Annotated in this window: 18 protein-coding genes; 8 read left to right on the top strand and 10 right to left on the bottom strand. The window is 64.6% G+C overall.

All coding sequences use genetic code 11. From position 1 onward, the window contains the following. Nucleotides 1-31: 31 nt before the first annotated feature. The 4 genes from AC1DMA_RS08710 to AC1DMA_RS08695 are packed head-to-tail and all read right to left on the bottom strand — an operon-like array spanning nucleotide 32 to nucleotide 3,816. Complete coding sequence (locus AC1DMA_RS08710; RefSeq protein ID WP_478143977.1) at nucleotides 32-898, bottom strand: ABC transporter permease; 867 nt, start codon at nucleotides 896-898, stop codon at nucleotides 32-34. Beyond that, complete coding sequence (locus AC1DMA_RS08705) at nucleotides 895-2,073, bottom strand: type 1 periplasmic-binding domain-containing protein (protein WP_478143934.1); 1,179 nt, start codon at nucleotides 2,071-2,073, stop codon at nucleotides 895-897. The genes AC1DMA_RS08710 and AC1DMA_RS08705 overlap by 4 nt, the downstream gene beginning before the upstream one ends. After that, the gene (locus tag AC1DMA_RS08700) at nucleotides 2,070-3,059 is read right to left on the bottom strand and encodes a PQQ-dependent catabolism-associated beta-propeller protein (RefSeq protein ID WP_478143933.1); all 990 of its coding nucleotides are present in this window, start codon (nucleotides 3,057-3,059) and stop codon (nucleotides 2,070-2,072) included. Before AC1DMA_RS08700 ends, AC1DMA_RS08705 begins: the two co-directional genes overlap by 4 nt. A 43-nt stretch (nucleotides 3,060-3,102) precedes the next feature. Next, nucleotides 3,103-3,816: an ABC transporter ATP-binding protein gene (locus AC1DMA_RS08695; RefSeq protein ID WP_478128133.1), complete on the bottom strand. Its 714-nt coding sequence runs from the start codon at nucleotides 3,814-3,816 to the stop codon at nucleotides 3,103-3,105. Nucleotides 3,817-4,294: 478 nt separating this feature from the next. Between AC1DMA_RS08695 and AC1DMA_RS08690 the strand changes: the two genes are divergently transcribed. From AC1DMA_RS08690 to AC1DMA_RS08655, 8 genes are all read left to right on the top strand, one after another. Further along, nucleotides 4,295-6,133 carry a methanol/ethanol family PQQ-dependent dehydrogenase gene (locus tag AC1DMA_RS08690; protein ID WP_478143932.1) on the top strand — a complete coding sequence of 613 codons (1,839 nt, stop codon included), beginning with the start codon at nucleotides 4,295-4,297 and terminating at the stop codon, nucleotides 6,131-6,133. Between the two features lie 87 nt (nucleotides 6,134-6,220). Further along, nucleotides 6,221-6,616, top strand: a complete 396-nt coding sequence (locus AC1DMA_RS08685) for a c-type cytochrome (protein ID WP_478143931.1) — start codon at nucleotides 6,221-6,223, stop codon at nucleotides 6,614-6,616. Next, nucleotides 6,613-7,494 (top strand): substrate-binding domain-containing protein, encoded by an 882-nt coding sequence (locus AC1DMA_RS08680; RefSeq protein WP_478143930.1) that lies wholly within the window; start codon nucleotides 6,613-6,615, stop codon nucleotides 7,492-7,494. Before AC1DMA_RS08685 ends, AC1DMA_RS08680 begins: the two co-directional genes overlap by 4 nt. A 15-nt stretch (nucleotides 7,495-7,509) precedes the next feature. After that, complete coding sequence (locus AC1DMA_RS08675; protein WP_478128079.1) at nucleotides 7,510-8,187, top strand: hypothetical protein; 678 nt, start codon at nucleotides 7,510-7,512, stop codon at nucleotides 8,185-8,187. 10 nt (nucleotides 8,188-8,197) lie between these two features. After that, nucleotides 8,198-8,566 (top strand): hypothetical protein, encoded by a 369-nt coding sequence (locus tag AC1DMA_RS08670; protein ID WP_478143929.1) that lies wholly within the window; start codon nucleotides 8,198-8,200, stop codon nucleotides 8,564-8,566. 7 nt (nucleotides 8,567-8,573) lie between these two features. Continuing rightward, nucleotides 8,574-9,593 (top strand): quinoprotein relay system zinc metallohydrolase 2, encoded by a 1,020-nt coding sequence (locus tag AC1DMA_RS08665; protein ID WP_478143928.1) that lies wholly within the window; start codon nucleotides 8,574-8,576, stop codon nucleotides 9,591-9,593. Then, a complete protein-coding gene (locus tag AC1DMA_RS08660) occupies nucleotides 9,590-10,441 on the top strand; it encodes a quinoprotein dehydrogenase-associated SoxYZ-like carrier (RefSeq protein WP_478143927.1) in 852 nt (283 codons plus the stop codon). Before AC1DMA_RS08665 ends, AC1DMA_RS08660 begins: the two co-directional genes overlap by 4 nt. Before the next feature lie 11 nt (nucleotides 10,442-10,452). Then, entirely contained in the window at nucleotides 10,453-11,409 is a 957-nt protein-coding gene (locus AC1DMA_RS08655; protein WP_478143926.1) for an MBL fold metallo-hydrolase, read from the top strand. A 15-nt stretch (nucleotides 11,410-11,424) separates the two neighbouring features. Here the strand turns inward: AC1DMA_RS08655 and AC1DMA_RS08650 are convergent, their stop codons facing one another. The 6 genes from AC1DMA_RS08650 to pqqA all read right to left on the bottom strand — a co-directional run bounded on the left by AC1DMA_RS08650 (nucleotide 11,425) and on the right by pqqA (nucleotide 15,828). Then, nucleotides 11,425-12,534 carry an MBL fold metallo-hydrolase gene (locus tag AC1DMA_RS08650; protein WP_478143925.1) on the bottom strand — a complete coding sequence of 370 codons (1,110 nt, stop codon included), beginning with the start codon at nucleotides 12,532-12,534 and terminating at the stop codon, nucleotides 11,425-11,427. Between the two features lie 86 nt (nucleotides 12,535-12,620). Next, nucleotides 12,621-13,769, bottom strand: coding sequence for a pyrroloquinoline quinone biosynthesis protein PqqE (gene pqqE, locus AC1DMA_RS08645; protein WP_478143924.1), 1,149 nt, complete (start codon nucleotides 13,767-13,769; stop codon nucleotides 12,621-12,623). Then, nucleotides 13,760-14,035 carry a pyrroloquinoline quinone biosynthesis peptide chaperone PqqD gene (gene pqqD, locus AC1DMA_RS08640; RefSeq protein WP_478128085.1) on the bottom strand — a complete coding sequence of 92 codons (276 nt, stop codon included), beginning with the start codon at nucleotides 14,033-14,035 and terminating at the stop codon, nucleotides 13,760-13,762. Before pqqD ends, pqqE begins: the two co-directional genes overlap by 10 nt. Next, nucleotides 14,032-14,748, bottom strand: a complete 717-nt coding sequence (gene pqqC / locus AC1DMA_RS08635; protein ID WP_478128086.1) for a pyrroloquinoline-quinone synthase PqqC — start codon at nucleotides 14,746-14,748, stop codon at nucleotides 14,032-14,034. The genes pqqD and pqqC overlap by 4 nt, the downstream gene beginning before the upstream one ends. Then, nucleotides 14,745-15,665, bottom strand: coding sequence for a pyrroloquinoline quinone biosynthesis protein PqqB (pqqB, locus tag AC1DMA_RS08630; RefSeq protein WP_478143923.1), 921 nt, complete (start codon nucleotides 15,663-15,665; stop codon nucleotides 14,745-14,747). Before pqqB ends, pqqC begins: the two co-directional genes overlap by 4 nt. 88 nt (nucleotides 15,666-15,753) lie before the next feature. After that, entirely contained in the window at nucleotides 15,754-15,828 is a 75-nt protein-coding gene (gene pqqA, locus AC1DMA_RS08625) for a pyrroloquinoline quinone precursor peptide PqqA (RefSeq protein WP_478104087.1), read from the bottom strand. Between the last annotated feature and the right edge of the window lie 165 nt (nucleotides 15,829-15,993).

Below are 15,993 nucleotides of genomic sequence, written 5' to 3'. Positions count from 1 at the left end.
CGAGCTTGCTTGGAGCGGTCCGGCGCGGCGCTCATGTGGGGCCTCCGCCGCGCTTCGTCAATCCGCCGAAACCGCGCTGCGGGTCGTAGCCCCAGCAGGCGAACACGAAGAACACCGCCAGGCAACCCAGCACGATCCAGGGTGCCTCGCCGGGGTCCTTGCCATACAACGCGAACCGGATCCATTCGACGGCATGCGTGAACGGATTGAAGCGAGCGAGCTGATAGACCCATTCAGCGCCCGACTCCTGCAGCTTCCACAGCGGGTAGAGCGCAGTCGAAATGAAGTACATCGGAAAGATCACGAAATTCATCGTGCCGGCGAAGTTCTCGAGTTGCTTGATGTGCACCGACAGCAGCAGGCCGAGCGCACCCAGCATCAGTGCCCCGCAGACCAGCGCCAGCAAGGCATGCAGCCCGCGCAGCGAGAAGAGTGGCAGATCGGTGCCGATCAGGGTCGCGACGACGATGAAGACCAAGGCCTGCAAGACCGACAGCAGCGCCGTTGCGCAGAGCTTGCAGAACAGCAGCCATGCTCGCGGCAACGGCGCCGTGAGCAGCAGCCGCATCAGGCCCATCTCGCGGTCGTAGACCATCGCGAGAGACGACTGCATCCCGTTGAACAACAGCACCATGCCCACCAGGCCCGGCGCAATGTAGACGTCGTAGGGGATATAGGTGTCGTACGGCTCGACGATCGCGACGCCGAACACGTTGCGAAAACCCGCTGCGAACACCGCCAGCCACAGCAGCGGCCGGACCAGCGCCGAGACCAACCGGCCGGTCTGCTGCGAGAACTTGAGCAGTTCGCGCATGACGATCGCCTGCATGGCCTGCAGCGCATGGGCGATGCCGCGGTGCGGCGCACGCGCTGCCTCGGCGCCTTCGACCGGAATCATTGCGTCGTCTCGCATCGCTTCTCCGGGGCGTCCGCGCCCAGTGTGTCCAGCACGTTGGTCGGATGCAGCATGCCATCCACCGGCGCCTGCGAAATCACGCCCTGTCCGTCGGTGAGCAGCACGGTCTGGCGCAACTGCCCATCCCACGGACGGAAGGTCAGGTTCGTGCCCTTGGAGCCATCGAGGGGCGTCTTGGCGAGCGCCTGCGCCCAGGCGCTGGCAGGTCCCTTCGGAGCAGCGATGGCGGCTGCGACGAGCGCCTTGCCCGCCATCCAGGCCGACCAGTCAACGTCGGTCATGGGCCGGCCAACCGCCTTTGCGAACCGGCGCGACACCTGCGGCGCGCCGTAGCGCTCGAACTGCGCATGCCAAGCCAGCGCCACCAGCCCTGCATCGCCCACCACCGGGCGCGGCAAAACGATCCGGTAGGGCAGGCCGCGCGCGAATTCGCCGTCGCTGTCGACCACCCAGACGGCGTCGTAGGTGCTGCCCGCTGTCAGCAGGAGCGGATTGGCCAGGTCGCGCTCGCGCGGGTCACCGGAGAGCTTGAAAGACTTGGTCGCGGCCACCTGCAAGCCATAGCGCTTGATCGAAGCCTGCGCCGCGGCGGCCCGCAACTGGTCCTGCTCGCTCGGGCCCACGAGCAGGAGCAACTTGCTCCATTTGCGCGACACGAGCGTTTGCGCCAGGGCGTCGGCACGCATGCGCTCGCTCGGGAGAATATGGAACAGGCGCGCACGGCAGTCTTGCTCGCGCAAACGATCGGCGGCGTCGCCGACGTTGATCACCGGCAACTTCACCGCGTCGACCACGGCCAGCGTCCAATCCGCAGGAAGATCCGTCACGATCACCGCAGCGCCTGATTTTTCGGCCGCCTGCGCGACGGTGCGTGCCGCCTCCAGCGAGTCTGCGGACTGCTTCGCCAGCGCGACCGCGGCATCGACCGCCTCGATCTCGAACTGACCTTCGTCCAACGCGACCTCCAGGCCGTCACTTGCAGGGCCGTCGGGGTGGCCCAGAAAATGTCGCTCGACGCGCGAGCGTTCGAGCCGCGCGTCCGGACTCGGCGAGATCAACGTTGCCTTCAGCGGGGTGATGGCACCTTTCGCCTGTCCCATGGACGCCGGGGCCGCCAGCAGCAGCGACACGCCGACGGAGCAGGCGATCCTCTTCATTCGACCACCACCAGCCCGTAGGGCACGCGGCCGACGGGGACGCTCTTGATCGGCCTGGCTGCTGCGACATCGACCACGGTGACGTCGTCGCTCAGGCCGTTGACCACATACAGCCGGGCTTCGGCCTTGTCGAGCGTGACATTCCACGCGCGCTTGCCGACCAGCACGAGATTCGTGACCTTGCGCTGCGGCACATCGACGAACGCGACGTGGTTGGCGCGCCCCAGTGCCACATAAGCGCGCTTGCCGTCGCGCGCAATCTGGATGCCCACCGGCGTGATGTCCTCGCTGCGCGCACCCTTGATTTCGAACTTGAGGCCGCCCACCACATTGCGGGTGGCCGTGTCGATGATGCTGACGCTGGCATCGAGCTCGTTGGTGACCCACAGTTCCTTGCCGTCGGGGGTGAAGGCCATGCGGCGCGGCCGCTTGCCAACTTTCACATTCTTGACGATGGTGCCGCTGGCGACATCGATCACGTGCACGAGGCTGGCGACTTCGGAGGTCACGTACAGCGTCTTGCCGTCGGCGCTGATCTTCACGCCTTCGGGTTCCTTGCCGACCTTGATCGACTTGAGCACCTTGCCGTCCGCCGCATCGATGAAGCTGACCGCGCCTTCGTCCTCGTTGGACACATAAAGGGTCTTGCCGTCCGGCGACACATCGAAGGCCTCGGGGTCGTCGCTCAGCGGAATGCGGCGCACCGACTTTCCCGTCGCGGGGTCGATCACATCGGCGGCGTTCGAATCGCTGCAGGCCAGCATGATGAGGTGATCCGCCGTGAGCTGGATGTGTCGCCCACGCTTGCAGGTAGGGATGGTGCCCTTGACGCTGAGGGTCGTCAGATCGATCAGCGTGAGCGCCTGGTCCTTTTCGCTCGACACATAGGCGGTGCCTTGCGCCAGTGCCGCCGTGCAGAGGCACACGCACCACACGGCCGCAACCGAACACGCTGCGCGCTTCAGGACGTGGGCAACTGCATTCATGTCGGTGTTTCTCCTGATCTGGTTCAGCGTTGCATTCAACCTGTCAACTCGTGCGGGCGATGAAGCCCGCTTCCAGCGACGGCTCTCCAAGCGCCTGGGTCACCTCGGACGGCGTGCCATCGGCCAGCAGTTCCCCTTTGTGCAGCACCAATACGCGATCGGCGCCTTCGGCTTCCTCCACCCTGTGCGTTGCCCACAGGACGCAGACTCCGCGCTCCTGCACGTTCGCATGGAGCGCGCGCATCAGGTCCTGGCGTGACTTCGGGTCCAGGCCCACGGTGGCTTCGTCCATCAGCAGCACGGAGGGTCGATGCAGCAATGCACGCACGAGTTCCACCTTGCGCCGGTTGCCGCCGGACAGTTCACGCACCTTGCGATCGAGGTCGGCGTCGATGCCGAGCTGCGCGCAGCCCACCTCGATGCGTGACACTGCGAGCCGCCGCGGCAGGCCGTGCAGGTCAGCCTGGAACAGCAGGTTCCGGCGAATGCTGAGATCCAGATCGAGCGATATCTGCTGAAACACCACGCCGATGTGGCGCAACGCCGCGGTCGCGGACCGGCGCAGCGAATGACCAGCGACTTCGACCTCGCCTTCGTCCGCCGCGAAAAGCCCGGTGAGCACCTGGAACAGCGTCGACTTTCCAGCGCCGTTGGGCCCCAGCAGGGCCACGAACTGACCTGACCCAATCGCGAGCGAAAGACTCTTCAACGCCGCCCGAGTGCCGTAGCGCTTGGTCAGGCCCGTGGTCCGCAACATGGTCGTCGATGGGAGCGTGTGTGGCATGAATAACTTCGAGCATGCAATACACGCGCCCATCGGCGCAAGCGGGTCGCGCCCCTGCATGGCACAGGGTTCGGGATGCTTCGCCTGACGGTGAAACACTCTGTGTCGAAAGTGGTTGCCACAGTTTCGACGCAGCGGCCCCTCCTGGTTCCCCCGCTGATACTTCGGTTTCTCGCCACTACCACTGCGTCGTTCCGCAAACAGCCTCGGCAAGGTTGCAACGGGCCTGTCGGATGCATGCACGAATAGGGTTTGCCCCTAAAGGAATGGCCCCTCCAGAGGGGCCCGCGGCAAACGCGGAGGCACTCGGCTGGACGCGCTCATCAGGCTCGTTCGAGCGGGCGCGCATCTTGCATTTAGCGCCGTCGCCGACTTCATTGCGTCGTGCGGCAGTCGCCCTGTCGGAGGTTCCGTTCGGGCGACTCTGGTGGCTCAGAACAAGGAGACTTCGATGCGAATTTCCGGGCATTTCCACGGGCGCCTTTGGCGTTGTTTGGCGCCGTCGCTCCTCGCGTTGCCAGCCTTGGCATTTGCGAACGCCGATGTCGAGAAAAACATCGCCAACTCGAAGAACTGGGCGATGCAGGCTGGGGACATGTACAACCAGCGCTACAGCAAGCTCAAGCAGATCAACGCCGGCAATGTCGGCAAGATGCAGGTCGCGTGGACCTTCTCCACCGGCGTGCTGCGCGGGCATGAAGGTTCGCCGCTGGTCATCGACAACATGATGTATCTGCACTCGCCGTTCCCCAACAAGGTCTTCGCGATCGATCTCGACACGCAGAAGATCGTGTGGAAGTACGAACCCAAGCAGGACCCGGCGGTGATCCCGCAGATGTGCTGCGACACGGTCAACCGTGGCGTCGCATATGCCGAGGGCAAGGTCTTCCTCCAGCAGGCCGACAGCAATCTCGTCGCGCTCGATGCCAAGACCGGCAAGGTCGTCTGGACCGTGAAGAACGGGGATCCGAAGCTGGGCGCCGTCAACACCAATGCGCCGCACGTCTTCAAGGACAAGGTCATCACCGGCATCAGCGGCGGCGAGTGGGGGGTACGGGGCTTCCTGGCGGCCTACGACATCAACAGCGGCAAGCAAGTCTGGAAGGCCTACAGCACCGGGCCCGATGCCGAAATGCTCATGGACCCGGACAAGACCATGACCTGGACCGACGGCAAGATGGCACCCGTCGGCAAGGACTCGTCGCTGAAGACCTGGCAAGGCGATCAGTGGAAGCTCGGCGGCGGGACCACGTGGGGTTGGTACAGCTACGACAAGGCCCTCAACACGGTGTTCTACGGCACCGGCAATCCGTCGACATGGAACCCCTCGCAACGCCCCGGCGACAACAAGTGGTCCATGACCATCTTCGCGCGTGACGTCGACACCGGCATGGCCAAATGGGCCTACCAGATGACGCCTTTCGACGAGTGGGACTTCGACGGCATCAACGAAATGATCCTGGCCGACATCGACGTCAAGGGCAAGCCCACCAAGGCGCTCGTGCACTTCGACCGCAACGGCTTCGGCTACACGCTGGACCGCGTGACCGGCGCATTGCTCGTGGYCGAGAAGTACGACCCGCAAGTGAACTGGGCCACGAAGGTCGACATGAAGACAGGCCGCCCGCAAGTGGTGTCCAAGTACTCCACCGCGCAGAACGGACCGGACGTCAACAGCAAGGGCATCTGCCCGGCAGCGCTTGGCTCCAAGGACCAGCAGCCGGCCGCCTTCGACCCGGAGACCAAGCTCTTCTACGTGCCGACGAACCACGTGTGCATGGACTATGAGCCGTTCAAGGTCGAGTACACAGCAGGCCAACCGTACGTCGGTGCCACGCTCTCCATGTATCCGGCTCCGAACAGCCACGGTGGCATGGGCAACTACATCACCTGGAACGCCAGCACCGGCAAGATCGTGCAGAGCCATCCGGAGAAGTTCTCGGTCTGGAGCGGTCCGCTCAACACGGCTGGCGGCATCTCCTGCTACGGCACGCTCGAGGGCTACCTGAAGTGCGTGGACAAGAAGAACATCAACAAGGAACTGTTCAAGTTCAAGACCCCCTCCGGCATCATCGGCAACGTGTTCACGTACGAGCACAAGGGCAAGCAGTTCATCGGCGTGTTCTCCGGCATCGGTGGCTGGGCCGGCATCGGCATGGCCGCAGGCCTCGAGAAAGACCAGGATGGCCTGGGCGCCGTGGGTGGCTACAGGGAACTCAACCAGTACACCGAACTCGGAGGCTCCCTGACCGTGTTCGCCCTGCCCGGCGGCAACCCCGGCGGCAACTGAACGTGAGAGGCCCGTAGGGCCAGATCCGGAGATGGCAGCCGACGGGTTGCCATCTCTTCATTCAGACGAAAACAAGGATCTCGCAACATGAGTTCAAGGAAGGCTTTGCTTATCGCCGGCGCACTGCTGATCTTGTCGGGCGCTGCTCATTCCGACGACAAGCCGCCCCTGTACAAGGTGGTCGATGGTTACAAGGTGGACAGCGAGACGATGAAGGGCTTCCGCGCCTGGCGAGCGGCCGCTTGCGACCGTTGCCACGGCGCGAACCAGGAAGGACTGGTCGGGCCGTCGCTGGTGATCAGCCTGAAGACTCTGTCGAAGGAGGACTTCATCAAGACCGTGACCAACGGCCGGCTGGAAAAAGGGATGCAGAGCTTCGGCAACAGTCCGATGGTCATGGACAACATCAACCAGCTCTACGCCTATCTCAAAGGCAGGTCCGACGGCGCAATCACGCGCGCGAAGGTCGAAGAGATCAAATGACCCACGCAGGCTCTCATCAACGCATGCTCGCGGCCATCGCCATCGCCATCGGGCTGGCAGCGCTGACGGCCGGCGCTGCCGCGCAGGATCCGCCGGCGGCACGCACCGCATTGCGCGTCTGCCAGGACCCGAACAACCTGCCCTTTTCAAACGTCAAGGGCGAGGGCATCGAGAACAAGATCGCCGAAGTGTTCGGAAAGTCGCTAGGTCTCCCGGTGATCTATTACTCGTTTCCGCAGCGCCTGGCCTTCATCCGGAACACATTGAAGTTCAAGCTTCCAGGCCAGGAATATCCTTGCGACATCGTGATCGGTGTGCCCGCGGAATATGACCAGGTTTCCGCCACCAAGCCCTACTACCGATCGACGTACGCGCTGGTTTTTCCGAAGGGCAAGGGCCTGGACCAGGTGGCATCGGGCGAGGACTTCCTGAAGGTCGATCCGGCGAAGCTGAGCAAGATGCGCATCGGCATCTACGACCGTTCGCCCGCATCGGCCTGGCTCGCCAAACACAAGCTCGTCGACCAGGGCGTTCCCTACCCCGTGATGAACGCAGACCCGGATCAATACCCCGGCGAAATCATCGAAAAGGACCTCGCGGCGGGCAAGATCGACGTCGCGATTGTCTGGGGGCCGATTGCCGGCTACTACGCCCAGCGCGTGAAGACGCCCGAGCTCGCGGTGGTCCCGCTGAAGTCCGAGCCCGGTGTGCAGTTCGACTATCAGATCGCCATGGGCGTGCGCTACGGAGAGCGCGAATGGAAACAGCAGGTCGAAGGCCTGATCGAATCCAACCGATCGCAGATCCAGGCAATCCTGAAGGACTACGGCGTACCGGTCGTCGACGCCTCTTACTCTTACGTTCCTCCGAAGCAATAGCGCTTCCCTCTCCCGATGAACGCAAACCCCGTGCTGAGACTGGCGCTCGCATTGATCCTAGGGATGCCGTGGCTGGCCTTCGCGGCGACCGATTACTCGGTCGCCGAGCAGGCGATTTTCATGGACGACCATCTCGGCAAGCTGCGGCCGCCGCTCACCCTGCACTACGTCTTCCGCAAGACCGGAACGCTGGAAGAGCCCTTCGACGACAAGGTCAACCTTCTGCTGACTGCGGAGCCCGACGGCAAGTGCTGCGCCGTTCGCGCGGAGTTCTTCAGCGGCGCCCGCGCTGTGCAACAGCCAGAGGTGGAAAGCGCCCGAGGCAACCCGGCGATCCTGTACTTCCTCGAACGCGATATTCGCGAAATGCAACGCCTGACCAAGGGCCAGCCGAGCTACTTTCGCAAGCGCATCCGCATGGCGGTGTACCAGGGCGCCACGGTGCGCAACGTCAACCTGCCCTATCGCGGGCAGCCAGTGGCGGTGCGAGAGATCAGCGTCTCTCCCTACCTCGACGATCCAAACCGTCCGCGTTTCGAGAAACTGGCCAACAAGTCCTACGTCTTCCTGCTGTCGGACGCCGTGCCGGGCGGCCTCTACGGCATTCGCACAAGGGTTGACGCGCAATCCGCCGAAGCAGCACCATTGATGGTCGAGGAGATGCTTCTCGAAGGCGCCGGGCGCCAACCTTGACGGAACTCCCATGAAACGATCAATCACGACAATCGCCCTGCTGGGCTGGTGCACCTTGTCGATGGCCGCCGCCCCCACTCCAGTCAATGACTTTCCGACGCTGGACCGGGTGCAATACGTGCAGGAGTGCATGCGCGCGCACCCCGGGCCGACGTACGAGATGACGTCCAAGTGCTCATGCGCGCTCGACGCCATCGCGAGCGCCGTGAAGTACAAGGATTACGTGACGATGAGCACGATCACCAAGGCCATGTCCATCGGCGGCGAACGTGGCGGCGCGATCCGCGACGTGCCGTCGTACGAGCCCGAGATCAAGCGTTTGCGCGAGCTCCAGGCCAAGGCCGAGAAAGGCTGCTTCATCACCGCCGGCCCGAAGTAGTTGCATCATGCCGGGCATCCCGCGTTCGATGCCGCTCCTGCTTGCCGGGATGGTGCTGGGCGCTTGCTGCGCAGCCGCGCCGGCGCCGGACTCCGGGGCCGTGCTGGCAATCACCGAAGTGAAGCCCGGCGTGTTCGTGCATGCCGGCATGCTGGAGGACTGGGGGCCCGGCAACGGCGGCGACGTGGCCAACCTCGGCTTCATCGTCGGCCGGCGTTGCGTCGCAGTGATCGACACCGGGGGCACGCCGGCGGTTGGCCGGGCGCTGCTCGCCTCGATCGAACGCACCACACCGCTGCCCATATGCTGGGTGATCAACACGCATGCCCACCCCGACCATGTGCTCGGCAATGCGGCTTTCGTCAACGCGGGCTCGACGGCTCCGCACTTCGTGGCCCATGCGCGTTTCACCCGCGCGCTGGCTACGCGCGAGACCTACTACCTGAACGCGCTGGAACGCGACTTCGGCCTTCGCCTCACCCACGCCTCGATCGTCTACCCGGACACGGTGGTGGAGACGTCGCTCGACCTGGACCTCGGCGATCGCGTCCTTACCCTGCGTGCCTGGCCCACGGCGCACACCGACAACGACCTCACGGTCTACGACCAGCGCACACGCACGCTCTTCACCTCCGACTTGCTGTTCGTGCAGCACCTGCCCGTGATCGACGGCAGCCTTCGCGGCTGGCTGGCGGTGATGGCGGACCTCGCGCGCATACCGGCCGACACCGTCGTGCCCGGCCATGGGAGCGTCAGCACCGACGAGTCGGCCGTGCTGGCCACGCAGGCGAGCTATCTGGAGGCCCTCGCGCGCGACACGCGCTCTGCCATCCACGACCATCGGACGATTCAGCAGGCGGTCGACAGCATCAAGATTCCCGCCGGCTCGCACTGGCTGCTTGGCGAACGCTTTCATCGTCGAAACGTCACTGCCGCCTATGCGGAACTGGAATGGGAAGATATTCCACCCACCACCGCCGAGGCGCCGCCTCGATCGCCTTCCAGCCCGCAGAAGTCGAGACCATGAAAAGCTGGGTCGTCCGATGCTTCCTGATGCGCGCGGCAGCGAGCTTCGCGCTGCTCGCTGCGGGCCTGTTCTGCACCGGAGCCTGGGCGGAGATCAAGACAGCCGACAGCCCAGAGGCCAATCCCGTGTGGCAGAAGGTGCGCGCCAGCCTGTTCAAGTCCCGGCCGATCGCCGCTGCCAGCGACGATGTGATTTCGCTGGTCGTGCCCGCGCGGGCCGAAGATGCCGCCATCGTTCCGATTGCCATCCACACCCGGCTACTGCAGACGCCCACGCGCTACATCGACAAGGTCTATCTGATCATCGACAACAACCCTTCGCCCATCTCGGCGATCTTCCAGTTCACGCCGCAAAGCGGGCGGGCGGATATCGAGACGCGCGTGCGCGTCGACGAGTACACCCACGTGCGCGCGATTGCCGAAACCAACGACGGCCGGCTGCACATGGCGACGGCCTTCGTCAAGGCCTCGGGCGGCTGTTCGGCGCCGCCCGGCAAGGACGCGCAGGCGGCGCTCGCGACCCTCGGCCGCATGAGACTGAGCGTCGAGGGCCATGCAGAGGACAACCAGCCGCAGCTCGCGCAACTCATGATCAGCCATCCCAACAACTCAGGCCTGGCGCTGGATCAAGTCTCCCGCCTCTACACGCCGGCGTACTTCGTGCGGCAGGTCAACGTCAGCTACGCAGGGGTGCTGGTGATGTCGGCAGATGTCGACTTCTCGATCAGCGAGAACCCGAACTTCCGCTTCTATTTCTTGCCGCGCGGGGACGGCGAGCTCAAGGCCGAGGTGATCGACTCGCACGACTTGCGATTCCAGAGCACGCTGAAGTACCGGCGTGCGCAATGACCGGAAGGTGCATGCGCATGTGGCTGGCCGCATGGATCACCGCAGCAGCGGCCACGACGCTGCTCGCCGCCTGTGCGGCGTCCGGAGCGGCACAGGCGCCCGCCGTCGCAGAGCCAGTGGCGCTCGCTGCCGGCGTCTACATGGTGCAGGGTGCGCCCGGCGGGGTCGACACCCGCAACCTGGGCCGTGTCGGCAATGCGGGCTTCATCGTCGGCAGCAACGGCGTGCTGGCCATCGACACCGGCACTTCCTATCGTCAAGGCGAGCAGCTGCTGGCGGCCATTCGCAGCGCGACGGACAAGCCTGTGCGGCTGGTCTTGATCACCCACGCGCAGAAAGACTTCCTCTTCGGCGCAGCCGCCTATCGCGAGCACGGAATCCCGATCCTCATGCATCGCCAAGCCGCGGCGCTGATGGCGTCGCGCTGCGAACGCTGCCTCAAGATGCTCAAGGAAACGCTCGGCGAGGAGGAGATGCGCGGCACCGTGATGTTCACGCCGGACCAGGAATTCGAGGCCACGCAGAGCATCGATGTGATCGACCGGCCCCTCCGGTTGATGTACTTCGGGCACTCCAGCGGCCCGGGCGACGTCACAGTGCTCGATGCGGCTTCCGGCGTGCTGTTCGCCGGCGGCCTGCTCGACCATGGGCGCATCCCCGACCTACAGGACGGCGATCTCGAAGGCTGGTCGAACGCGCTGCAGGCCCTGAGAGCGCTGCCGGTCAAGGTCATCGTGCCCGGCCACGGGCCTCCGGCATCCATCGGGGACATCGACGCACAGCTTCGCTACTTTGCTCAACTGCAGGTGCGCGTGCAGGAATTGCTGCGCGCCGGCACCGCCCTCAGTGAGGTTCCCGATGCGGCGGCACTACCGGAATTCGCGCGCTGGGACCAGTACGAGAGCCTTCACCGGCGCAATGCGTCGATCCTGTTCGTGCGTCTGCAACGCGCGCAATTGGAACAATGAGGAGCGAGACCCGCCTCAACAGCAGCCCACCATGCTGCGTCGCCACTGTCCGAGATAGGCGCCGCCTGGCGTCGGCATTCGTTGCAGGTCGGCGAACAGTCCGCTTCGGCGTTCGCCGCCGGCGGTGAGCAACGTCCGGTAACTCTTCAGATCGTCGTCAGTCAGCGCCGTCGGCACGGCGAGTCCGCTTTTGTCGGCCGCAAGAGGCTGCGCGCCCAACGCGATCGTGCTTCCCAGCCCCGCGTAGAGACAACGTTCACCGAAGGCCTTCTGTAGCGCAGTGAATGTCGGTTCGCCGGTGCAATGGCCTGGTGCCACATAGGCGACCTTGAACGTGTCCCGCAGCGTCGTGATGGTGGTCTCGATCTCCGGATCCTTGGCGACCACGAGATGGAGACCACCGACGACGAACTGGATCTTCGGCTGGATCGCCACAGCCGCCTTGACGATCCTGTCGATGCCCGTGTGCGAGCAGCCTACCAGGATCACCATGCCGTCGGGTGCCTCCACCGCCAACGAGAGTTCGCGCAACTCGAGCGTGCCGGGCTTGTCGGACACCAGTGAAATCAGGTGGATTCCCGGCGCGATCATCGTGGGCTTGTCGACCAGTTCGATATTTGCTTTCGGCCAAGCACTTCCGAAGCGCATCACGTCAGGCGGCCTGCCGCCGTAATAGCGCTGCGCGGCCGGCAAGGACTCGTCCTTGCGAAAGAACGTGCTCGGGAGGTCGGCACCATAGACGCCGAAGCCTTCCTTGGGCGCGTAGATCCTGACCTTCGGATTGACGCTGAGCAGGTAGCCCATGCCTCCCATGTGGTCGCCGTGCCGATGCGACATCACGACAAAGTCGAGCCTCGCGAGATCCACGCCCATCACCGCCGCGTTCTTCGCCAACACGTCGGCGTTGTTGCCGGTGTCGAACAAGATGCGCCGCCCGTCGACCTCCACGAACGCGGCATAGCCCCAGTCCTTCTGCAGCGCCGGATCTCTACTGAAAGCGTCGTAGAGCACCGTGATTTGCGCTTTCGTGGAGCGGCTGGTGTCGGGCGGTGTCGGGCTTGCGCAAGAAGCAAGCAGCAAATTTTGCGCTGCAAGCGTGGTGGTGATGAAGTCTCGACGCTTCATGACGACCTCCTGTTTTGGCGGGCGAACTCAATTGGCACCTCAGCGCCAGGACGCGGCGCTCATTTGGCGCCAAGCCGCTTCTCAAATCAAGAGATGGCACTGAGCCGGCGCGAGTTGGCCGGTTCGCGAAACACCAGCGGATGCTCCACGGCCTGCGCCGAGGTCAAGGCACCGGCGCGTTCGACGGCCTCCAGCACCCGATGGTGGTGCGGACTCTTCACGCAAGCGGGATCGGCAACGGCCGGATCGTTGGCCAGCATGTAGGCCTGGCAGCGGCATCCGCCCAGGTCGTTCTCGCGGAATTCGCAGCTCACGCACGGCTCCTTCATCCAGCCAGTGCCGCGATAGCGGTTGAAGCCCTCGGAGTTGAACCATATTTCGCGCAGGTTGTGCTCGCGCACGTTGGGAAAGCTCAGGCCCGGCAGCATCTTCGCGGTGTGGCACGGCAGCGCTGTGCCGTCCGGCGTGACGTTGAGGAAGGTGCTGCCCCAGCCATTGACGCACCGCTTGGGCGTGCCCTCGTGATAGTCCGGCGCCACGAAGAAGATGCGCATGCGCTCGCCCATCCGCGCCCGCCAGAGGTCGGTCGTGCGCTCGGCCTGCTTCAACTGCTCATGCGTCGGCAACAACTGGTCGCGGTTGAGGAACGCCCATGAGTAGTACTGGGTATTCGCGAGTTCGAGATACTCGGCGCCGAGTTCGGCCGCCATGGCGATGATGCGATCGACGTGGTCGATGTTCATGCGATGGATCACCACGTTCATCACCATCGGCCAACCCTGGTCCTTGATGATTTTCGCGACCCGGCTCTTCAGCTCGAAGGTCTTCGTGTGCGAGAGAAAGTCGTTCATCTCCTTCGTGGAATCCTGGAAGGACAACTGAACATGATCGAGTCCGGCTGCCTTCAGCGCCGCGGCGCGCGCCGCGGTCAGGCCAACGCCCGAGGTCAGCAGATTGGTGTAGTAGCCCAGCCGATGCGCTTCGCCCGTAATGGTCTCGAGGTCGTCGCGCACGAGCGGCTCGCCGCCCGACAGGCCGAGTTGCACCGCGCCCAGTTCGCGCCCCTGTCGCAACACCCGCAGCCAGTCGTCCGTGTTGAGTTCTTCCTCCTGGCGCGCGAAGTCGATCGGGTTGTAGCAAAAGACGCAATGCAGCGGGCAGCGGTAGGTCAGTTCCGCGAGCAACCACAGCGGAGGCCCGGGCGACGCCGGCGGTGCGTGTTGCATCAGTCCCATGCGAGCCACCGTTGCTTGCCGGCGAGTTCGATGAAGGCCAGCACATCGTCACTCAGATCGCCGGTCGAGAAAGCCTGCTCCAGCTCGCCGACGATGGCCGCCACGCTGCGCTCGCCGTCGCAGCGTTTCATGATCTCGCCACCGCTCTGATTCAGCTTCACCATGCCCTCGGGGTAGAGCAGCACATGCGCGTTCTGCGCCGGCTCCCACTGCAGGCGGAAGCCCGTACCGACGCGAGGCCGGGAGGAAGTGCTCGGCGGCGTCACGAAGCCACTCCGTATTTCTGCGCCATCGCATCGTTCATGGCCCACAGGATGTCGAGCTTGAGCTGCAGCACCTCCAGCGCCCGTTCCTGCAACGGCCGGGTCGTGAAATGGGCAAGCGTGATCGCCAGTCCCTGTTCCACGTCGCGCCGCGCCTGGCTCACCCGATCACGAAAGTACGCCATCCCCTCCGGATCGATCCAGGGATAGTGTTCGGGCCAGTTCGCCAGCCGTTGCTTGTGGATCTCGGGGGCAAAGAGTTCGGTGAGCGACGAGCAGACAGCCTCCTGCCAGGGCGCGCGCCGCGCGAAGTTCACGTAGGCATCGACCGCGAAGCGCATCGCCGGGGCCACGTGGCGCAGGTCGAGCACCTCTTCGCGCGTGAGGCCCACGGCGGTGGCGAGTCGCAGCCAGGCTTCGATGCCGCCTTCGTCGCGCACGCCGTTCAACTCGAAACCGTCGTGATCCAGGATGCGCTGCACCCAGCCCCTGCGGACCTCGCGCTCGGGGCAGTTGGACAACACCGCCGCATCCTTGATCGGGATCGCGATCTGGTAGTAGAAGCGGTTCGCCACCCAGCCACGCACCTGCTCGCGCGTCGCGCGACCGCTGTTGAGCATGACGTTGAACGGATGGTGGATGTGATACGCACGGCCGCGCTCGCGCAGCTTCGCTTCGAATTCGTCCCGCGACCATGCATCGGTGCTTTGAGTCATATGCAGATCTGCATGTTGTCCTCGCAGACCTCGATGCCGGCGTGCGTCAGCGTCGCGCGTTCGGGAGAGTCTTCGTCGAGGATCGGATTGGTGTTGTTGACATGGATGAGCATGCGCCGCGTGCGCTTCGGCAGCCTGGCCATCCACTCCAGCATGCCGCCCGGACCCGACTGCGGCAGGTGGCCGATGTCCCGGGCCGTCTTGGCGCTGAGGCCGAGGCGGGGCATTTCGTCATCGGTCCAGAACGTGCCGTCGACCAGCACGCAATCAGCGAGCGACATGGCGTCGAAGACCGCCGGCGTGATCTGCCCGAGCCCTGGCGCGTAGAACGTGGTCTTGCCGCTGCGATCGTCGGAGATCAGCATGCCGATGTTGTCGCCCTCCACCGGCCTGTCCCGGTGCGGAGAGTATGGCGCGGCCTTGCTCGACAGCGGCAACGCGCGGAAGCTCAGGTCGGCAACGCCGGCCACGGCGAACCGGCTGCCGTCCAGCGCGATGCAATGCCGCTCCACGCCACAGTAGTGGCCCAGGACGCGCAGCACGGGGTTTCCCTGCCTCAGGTCCTCATCGACCGGGTCGGTACACCACAACGGCAGCGCTCCATTGCGTTCGCGCAGCATGAAAAGACCGGTCGCATGATCGATCTGGCCATCCATCAGCACCACGCCGGCGATGGCCGTATCGCGAACCGAACGCGCAGGCTGCAGCGCAGGCTTGCTGCGGATCTGCTCGAGGATGTCGGGGGATGCGTTGAACAGCACGCCGTCCACGCCGCCATCAGGGCGCACGAAGATCGACGATTGGGTGCGTGCCTTGGCGTTCAACGTGCCTGCGCGCAGGCCCGCGCAGTTGCGGCAATTGCAGTTCCACTGCGGAAAGCCACCACCTGCAGCCGAACCGAGGACAGTGATGCGCATCGGTGGCGTCGAAGGCCCCGACCCGTCGCGGCCAGGCCGGCACTCCGAAGACGAGTCCTGCGGAGCGCCGAGCGTGCCGTGACCCGGGTCAGCGGGCGGCGATGTACATCGTGATTTCGAAGCCGAGACGCAAGTCAGTCGCAGTAGGGGTTGTCCATTGCATAGAGGTCTCCTATGAGGATGACACGGACGCCATGTGGCGCCGCGGGGATTGTTCTCTTCCCGTGAGCCATGGTCTCCCCTGGCGCTCCATTGGCACAGCCGCCGGATCATGATTGCGGGCTCATGATTTTCATGAATCGAACGCGCACAGCGCGGCGAGCCGCTA

The sequence above is a fragment of the Variovorax sp. 05N34 genome (assembly GCF_056397405.1).
Note: the sequence above shows the minus strand (reverse complement) of the source record. Positions and strands in the feature narration are given on the sequence as shown.